The following is a 7,260-nucleotide window of genomic DNA, read 5'->3' on the forward strand; positions in this document are numbered from 1 at the left end:
CGCTTGCGCCTCAGGCGATGCCGCCGAGGCAGACATATTTGATCTCGATAAAGTCCTCGATGCCGTAGCGCGAACCTTCGCGGCCCAGCCCCGACATTTTCATCCCGCCAAAGGGGGCCTCGGCGGTGGAGACGAGGCCGGTATTGACCCCGACCATGCCGTATTCGAGCGCTTCGGCGACCCGCCAGACGCGGGAAAGGTCGCGCGCGTAGAAATAGGAGGCGAGGCCAAACTCGGTGTCATTGGCCTGCGCGATGACATCGGCTTCGTCTTTGAAGCGGAAGAGCGGCGCCAGCGGCCCAAAGGTTTCCTCCCGCGCCACCGCCATGTCCTGGGTCACCCCGGCCAGAATGGTCGGCTCATAGAATGTGCCGCCCAGCGCATGCGGCTTGCCGCCCCTCAGCAGGGTTGCGCCCTTGCCCAGGGCGTCCGCGACATGCTCCTCGACCTTGTCGAGCGCCGCCTGGTCGATCAGCGGCCCCAGCATGACGCCTTCGTCAAAGCCATTGCCCGTCTTGAGGGTGCTCACGGCATTGGCCAGCTTCTCGGCAAAGGCATCATAGACGCCGTCCTGCACATAGAGGCGATTGGCACAAACGCAGGTCTGGCCGTTGTTGCGGAATTTGGCGATCAGCGCGCCCTCGACGGCGGCATCGAGATCGGCATCGTCAAAGACGATGAAGGGCGCATTGCCGCCCAGTTCGAGCCCCAGTTTCTTGATGGTCGGGGCGCTCTGCCTGTAGAGCTCGGCGCCGACTTCGGTGGAGCCGGTAAAGGTCAGCTTGCGCACGATGGGGCTCGCGGTCATTGCCGCGCCAATGTCGCGCGCCGAGCCGGTGACGACGCTGAACAGACCCTTGGGCAGGCCGGCGCGCTCGGCAAGGACCGCCAGTGCAATGGCGGAAAACGGCGTCTGCGACGCCGGCTTGAGGACCATGGCGCACCCGGCGGCGAGAGCCGGCCCGGCCTTGCGGGTGATCATGGCATTGGGGAAATTCCACGGGGTGATGGCGGCGACGACGCCGATGGGTTGCTTGATCACCATGATGCGGGCATCGCGCCGGTGACCGGGGATGAGATCGCCATAGACGCGGCGGGCTTCTTCGGCAAACCACTCGATGAAGCTGGCGCCATAGGCGATTTCACCCATGGCTTCCTTCAGGGGCTTTCCCTGCTCAAGGGTGAGGATGCGCCCGAGATCGTCCTGGTTTTCCATCATCAGCTCGAACCAGCGTCGCAGGATATTGGACCGCTCCTTGGCGGTGCCGGCCGCCCAGTCCCGCTGCGCGGTCTCGGCGGCCTGGATTGCCGCGCGCGTCTCGGCCGCCCCAAGTTTGGGGACATGGCCGATGATTTCACCCGTGGCCGGATTGGTCACGGCAATGCCGGTCGCCGCATCGGCGTCGATCCAGGTGGCGCCGACAAGAGCGCCCTGGCGCAGTAGGGTCGGATCGTCGAGCTGCATATCCCTAGCTCCTTTGGTTGGTCTTGGTATTGTGGCCGCCCAGGCAGCCCGCTCGCCAAAGGACTATCGTCCCAGCGCGTGGAAAAGTTCCAGTGCCGGGACGAGAGATTGTCGGATCAGATGCCGAAGAGCTTCTGGGCATTACCGCCGAGGATCTTGGTCTTGGCCCCGTCGGAGATGTCGAGCGCCTGCACCGTGGGCACGCCGTCGAAGAACCAGTCCTTGCGGATCGGATAGGACGCGCCATAGAGGATGTTGTCCTCGCCGAGCACTTCGATGGCGCATTCGAGCTGCTTCTTGCCCCATTGCGGCGGGCCAGAAATATCGAAGAACAGGTTCTTGCGCAGCTGCTCGCGCAACTTGGACTGGCCGGTGTCGAAACGGTCGACAGCATCCCCATAGGAATGTCGCGGCTGGGGCACCAGCATGTCGACAAAGGCGAAGAAGCCGCCGCCGAGCATGGAGTGGCTGAGGCGCAGTTCAGGGAAACGGTCGAACAGACCCGAGAACAGTTCGCGGCCGACCGCCGTGCCCTGGGCAATGCAGCGGCCATACTGGCGGCGCTGATTGTTGAAGCTCAGGATCGAGCCATAGTCGACCGGCAGCGGCGTGTGGTGCACCACGGCCGGCAGCTTGCGGTCGTTGAGGAACTCGAAATAGGGGAAGAAGGCCTCGTCATCGAGGTAGATATCGCCATATTTGCAGGCGAGCTGCACGCCCTTGAAACCGAGCTGGTCGATACAGCGCTCGACTTCGGTCAGGGTCGCCTTGTCGCCCCAAGGCGGAGCCACGGCCAGTGCGGTAAACCGGCCATTCGAGCGCGAGATGTAGTCGGCCAGACCGTCATTGATACGCTTGGACGTCTCGAGGTTCAGCCATTCCTGCCAGACAGGGATGCGGAACACGGCCTGATCGATCCCGGCCTTGTCCATGTCCTCGAGCTGGCTCTCGATATTGTACTGGCCTTCGGCATAGTTGATGTTCACGAAGCCCTTGGGCTCCTCGATGATGATCTGGTTGAGGTTCTTGCCGGGGATAGCCTCCATGCGCACGTGGATGCCGTGCTGGCGCGGAATGCAGTCCATCATGGCTTCACGGAGCGTTTCGTCCGTGAACAGGGTATCGGGAAGCCAATGCATATTGGCATCGATCACTTTGGTCATACGTCTTTGTCCTTTCAGAAAATATTGGGGCCGCGCGATCAGCCGCGCCTGCCGCCCGTGGATTGGGAAATGTCGGTTCCGGTACTGGCCTTGCTGGCGCGGTCTTCGTTGAAGAAGCTCTCGCGGAAGCCCAGCGGCCCGGCATCGTCCGGACGCTGCATTCCCGCCATGCGGTGGTATTCGAGGAAGATTTTCTCGCATTCGGCGATGGGGAATATCTGCTCGATGTCGTCGAAGGGCTTGCCACCGGAGCGCTCCTCGACGATGCGGCGGACCACTTCGGGGCCCTCGCCGCGATTGGCGATGACGAGGCGATTGGCGAAGGGCCGCCGGATCTCCTCATATTGCTTGAAGGCCTCTTGCGGGTTGTTCACCTCGCTGAGCTTTTCCGCCAGCACGCGGGCATCGACCAGCGCCTGGCAAAGGCCATTGCCGCCGCGCGGATACATGGCGTGGGCGGCGTCGCCCATCAGCGTCACCCGGCCGAACGACCATTGGTCGAGCGGGTCGCGGTCAACCAGGGGGTAGAGATAGACCTCGCTTGCATTGCGGATGATCTCGCCGGGATCGACGAAGCCGAGTTTGCATTCGTCAAAATTGTGAGCGATCTCGTCGGGAGTGACACGCTGGTTCCAATCCTCAAGCGACTTGGGTTGCCCATTCTGCTCGACGACCCAGTTGATGAGCTGGCTGCCCTGGCCTTCCACATTGTTGGCGATGGGGTAGACGATCATGCTGCCCTGGGCGATCGGATCGCCAAGGTGCAGGATGGTCCCGCCATTGCGGTAGGGCTTCATCACGGTGACGCCGCGCCACATGGCAATGCCGGAATAGTGGCTGCCGGTGGACGAAGGCACCAGCTGATTGCGCACCACCGACTTGATGCCGTCGGCACCGATGACCACGTCATGCCGCGCGGTCCTGGGCACGCCTTCAGCGTCTTCAAAGGTCAGGGTGACGCCGGCTTCATCCTGCTCGAAGCCCTTGAGACGGGCGCCCAGCTTGACCCGTTCGGCGCCAAGCCGCTGCAGCACCGCGTCGAAGAACATCATCTGCAGGGTGCCGCGATGCACGAACCGCTGCTCGTGCGGATAGCCCATATGCTTGCCGCACTTCTCGCCGTAGATCATCTGGCCGTAGCGGGTGAAGAACAGGGAATCGATGGCTTCGACCGAAATGGCCCGGAACTCCTCGAGGAGCCCCATTTCGGTGATTTCCCTGGTGCCGTAGATCTTGATGTCGACGCCGACGCCAAGCGGCTTCAACTCCTTGACACCCTCGTAGATCGTCGGGCGAAAGCCCTTCTGTTCGAGGCGCAGCGCCAGGGCGAGACCGCCCGGGCCCGCGCCGATGATGGCGATATCGAGCATGTTCATTCTCCTCGTTCGGCAGCCTTGCGCGCCAGGAAGCGCTCCAGCGTCGGCAGCGGCACCTTGGCGTCGGGTTGTTTGGGGTCGGCACCGGCGAAACGGGTCGCCTCGACGAACCACTGTTCCTGCGCCGGCAAGCCCCATTGATCGGCGCGCTTGGGATCAGCCAGATCCCAGGCAATGGCCGGTTCAAGGTCGATACTCTGGTAGTGGGTGTTGAAAAGCTCGATGCGGTGACCGTCGGGATCCCGGAAATAGAGGAACATGGCGCCGCTGATGCCGTGACGTCCCGGACCGCGCTCCAGGCGCTGACCGATGCCCATTGCGCCGGCCACGTCGCAGGCCCGGATCATGTCGCTGGCGTCCCGCAGCGTATAGGCAAAGTGATGCAGGCGCGGGCCCGGGCCATGGGTGAAGACGATATCGTGCGGATTGCCCTTGCGCTGCATCCACACGCCCCACAGATGAAGGCTGCCGTCGTCATTGCGCGAATAGGTGTATTCGCTCGTGCGGAAGCCGATCGGCTGGTAGAACTCGTAGGCCCGCTGCACGTCAGTCGTCTGCAGCTGATAGTGGTCCAGACGCTGGGCCGAGGCGCCACGATACTGGTCATAGGCCGTCATCAGGCGCGGCCGGACATCCATGTTGGCGCAGAATTCGAGCGGCACGCCGTCGCTGTCGCGCACCTGCAGGGTGAGGCCCTGATAGGGGACACCAGCGAAGCTGGCCGCCACGCCCTCGGCGTCAAACCAGTCCTTGGCCGCGCGCAGATCATCATCCGTCTGGACCCGGAAACCGACCTGCTGGCACAGGGGGTCGTCGCCCTTGCGCAGGACGAGACTGTGATGGCAGCTCTCTTCCATGCCGCGCAGATAGACCGCATCGCTGTCCTCGTCGCTCACGGCCAGTCCGGCCAGATCGGTGTAGAAGGCCTTGCTGGCGGCAAGGTCCCTGACCGCCAGCACCACATGGCTGGCGCGCGTGGTGTTGAATGGTGGGTGCAAGACGATATCGTCCAGATCCATCGCTCGCCGGTCCTCCGTGGGGCCACGCCGACATGGCGCGCCGTTTATCTGTCCCTAGCTGGCGTGGCGGGGTCGGGAGGAGCAAGCAAAGCCCGCCGTTTTGTTCACATAGCGAAAACTCCCCCGCCCGGAAGCGATCGCGCCAGAAGGAATTCCGCATTGTGAACACTGGGCGGCATGGCGCTTGTTTCGGATGCCCCGGACCCGACTATCAGGCGAGGCTCCGGCCGGGGCCTGCAGGACTGCAGGGGATCGGGAGAGGACATTCATGGCGCGCCGCACCAGCATCTATGTCGACAGTTTCGCGCACAAGAATCCGGTGCCGGCGGCCTGCCGCATCGGCAACATGGTCTATTCGGGCGGCATTCACGGCCTCGACCCGGCAACCGGCAAGACCGCTGAGGGAATGGAGCGGCAGTGCGAACTGATGTTCGGCCATGTCCGCACGATTATCGCCGCCGCCGGCGGCACGCCTGACAATATCATCAAGATGACCTTGTGGATGAAGGATCGCTCGCAGCGCGAACTCGTCAACCCGCATTGGGAGGCGCTGTTTCCGGACCCGGCCAACCGCCCGACCCGGCATGCCCTCAAATCCGATCTGGATGGCATGCTCATCCAGTGCGATTTCATCGCCGTGCTCGGCAGCTAGTCGCACACGGAAGCAGGAGACACCGGGACCACCGAGCAACGCACGTCGCGGACAATTCCCTGATATGAAAATAGCCACAACTTATGGGTTGCGGGCCGATCGAATTATGCCTGCCGCAACCTTTCGCCTAGCCTGTCCTGAACGTCCGAGAACCAGGCTGGCCCATGTCCGAACCCTGTCACGACATTGCACATCTTGCCCATGTCGAGCTGCTCACCGATCGGTTCGATGAAAGCCTCGATTTTTTTACCCGCGTCTATGGCCTGTCGGTCAGCGCTCAGGGCGAAGGCGTCGCTTATCTTCGCGGCTATGACGACTACGAATTCCACACGCTCAAGCTGACCGCCGCCGGCACGACCGGCATCGGTCATGTCGCCTATCGAGCGACCTCGCCGGAAGCGCTGGAGCGCCGCGTGGTAGCCATTGAAGCGCTGGGCTGCGGTATTGGCTGGATCGAAGGCGATGAAGGCCATGGCAGGGCCTATCGGTTCAACGACCCCGACGGCCATATCTTTGAGATCTATTATGAAACCCGCCGCGCCGAACCAGCCGAGGGACAAAAATCTGCCCTCAAGAACATCGCCAGCCGGTATCACGGCAACGGCGTCTGCGTGCGCCGCATCGACCACCTGAACCTCCTCGCAAAGGACGTCTCGGCGATCCGGGACTGGATGCCCAAGGCCCTGGGCAGCCGGGTCACCGAATATATCCAGCTCGACAATGGTCGGCTGGGGGGCTGCTGGTTCACCGTCAACAACAAGACTTATGACGTCGCCTATACCGAAGACCATTCGGGCATGAGTGGCCGGTTCCACCACGTCACCTATGCCGTGGACCAGCGCGAGGATGTCCTGCGCGCCGCCGATATCTTCCTTGAGAACGGCGTTCATATCGAGACCGGCCCGCACAAGCACGCCGTGCAGGGCACGTTCTTTCTTTACGTCTATGAGCCCGCCGGCAATCGCGTCGAAGTCGCCAATGCCGGTGCGCGCCTGATCCTCGCGCCCGATTGGGAGCCGGTCCGCTGGACCGAAGCGGACCGCAGGAAGGGCCAGGCCTGGGGCCTCAAGACCATCGACACCTTCCACACCCACGGCACGCCCCCGGCGCCCGCCAAGCACTGACCCGTTTCGATCCGATGAGGACCTAACCAAAATGACCAAAAAGACTGCACTGATCGTCAGCGCCCATTCGGCCGATTTCGTGTGGCGCTGTGGCGGCGCCATCGCCCTGCATGCTGCCAAGGGGTACGACGTCACCGTCGTCTGCCTGTCCTATGGCGAGCGCGGGGAAAGCGCCAAGCTATGGAAAAAAGAGGGCATGACCCTGGACGTGGTCAAGACCGAGCGTCGCAAGGAAGCCGAGAATGCCGCCAAGGCGCTCGATGTGCATGACATCCAGTTCTTCGATCTGGGCGATTATCCGCTGGAAATGACCCGCGAGGCCAAGGACCGGCTGGTGGACGTGATGCGGGCGGTGCAGCCGGCCTTCATGATGACCCATTCCAAATACGACCCCTACAATACCGACCACATGTATGTGTCGCAGTGGACGCTCGAATGCCGGGCCATCGCCCAGGCCTGGG

General features: G+C 62.9%; 7 protein-coding genes. 3 read left to right on the forward strand and 4 right to left on the reverse strand.

Annotated features, from left to right (window positions below; genetic code table 11):
- Positions 1–10 precede the first annotated feature (10 nt).
- The 4 genes from gabD to hpaD all read right to left on the reverse strand — a co-directional run bounded on the left by gabD (position 11) and on the right by hpaD (position 5,023).
- Positions 11–1,465 (reverse strand): NADP-dependent succinate-semialdehyde dehydrogenase, encoded by a 1,455-nt coding sequence (gabD, locus tag ASD80_RS08920; RefSeq protein ID WP_056231652.1) that lies wholly within the window; start codon positions 1,463–1,465, stop codon positions 11–13.
- A 116-nt stretch (positions 1,466–1,581) separates the two neighbouring features.
- The gene (locus ASD80_RS08925; protein WP_056231654.1) at positions 1,582–2,628 is read right to left on the reverse strand and encodes an amidohydrolase family protein; all 1,047 of its coding nucleotides are present in this window, start codon (positions 2,626–2,628) and stop codon (positions 1,582–1,584) included.
- A gap of 38 nt (positions 2,629–2,666) precedes the next feature.
- Positions 2,667–3,998, reverse strand: a complete 1,332-nt coding sequence (locus ASD80_RS08930) for an FAD-dependent monooxygenase (protein WP_056231664.1) — start codon at positions 3,996–3,998, stop codon at positions 2,667–2,669.
- A gap of 2 nt (positions 3,999–4,000) precedes the next feature.
- Positions 4,001–5,023: a 3,4-dihydroxyphenylacetate 2,3-dioxygenase gene (gene hpaD / locus ASD80_RS08935; RefSeq protein ID WP_056231667.1), complete on the reverse strand. Its 1,023-nt coding sequence runs from the start codon at positions 5,021–5,023 to the stop codon at positions 4,001–4,003.
- Between the two features lie 268 nt (positions 5,024–5,291).
- Between hpaD and ASD80_RS08940 the strand changes: the two genes are divergently transcribed.
- The 3 genes from ASD80_RS08940 to ASD80_RS08950 form a co-directional block, all read left to right on the forward strand.
- Complete coding sequence (locus tag ASD80_RS08940; RefSeq protein ID WP_056231670.1) at positions 5,292–5,675, forward strand: RidA family protein; 384 nt, start codon at positions 5,292–5,294, stop codon at positions 5,673–5,675.
- A gap of 164 nt (positions 5,676–5,839) precedes the next feature.
- Positions 5,840–6,799: a VOC family protein gene (locus ASD80_RS08945; RefSeq protein ID WP_056231674.1), complete on the forward strand. Its 960-nt coding sequence runs from the start codon at positions 5,840–5,842 to the stop codon at positions 6,797–6,799.
- A 31-nt stretch (positions 6,800–6,830) separates the two neighbouring features.
- On the forward strand, positions 6,831–7,260 hold a 430-nt coding region (locus ASD80_RS08950; protein ID WP_162247338.1), incomplete at its 3' end, for a PIG-L deacetylase family protein.

The organism is Devosia sp. Root635 (assembly GCF_001427605.1).
Lineage (GTDB): Bacteria > Pseudomonadota > Alphaproteobacteria > Rhizobiales > Devosiaceae > Devosia.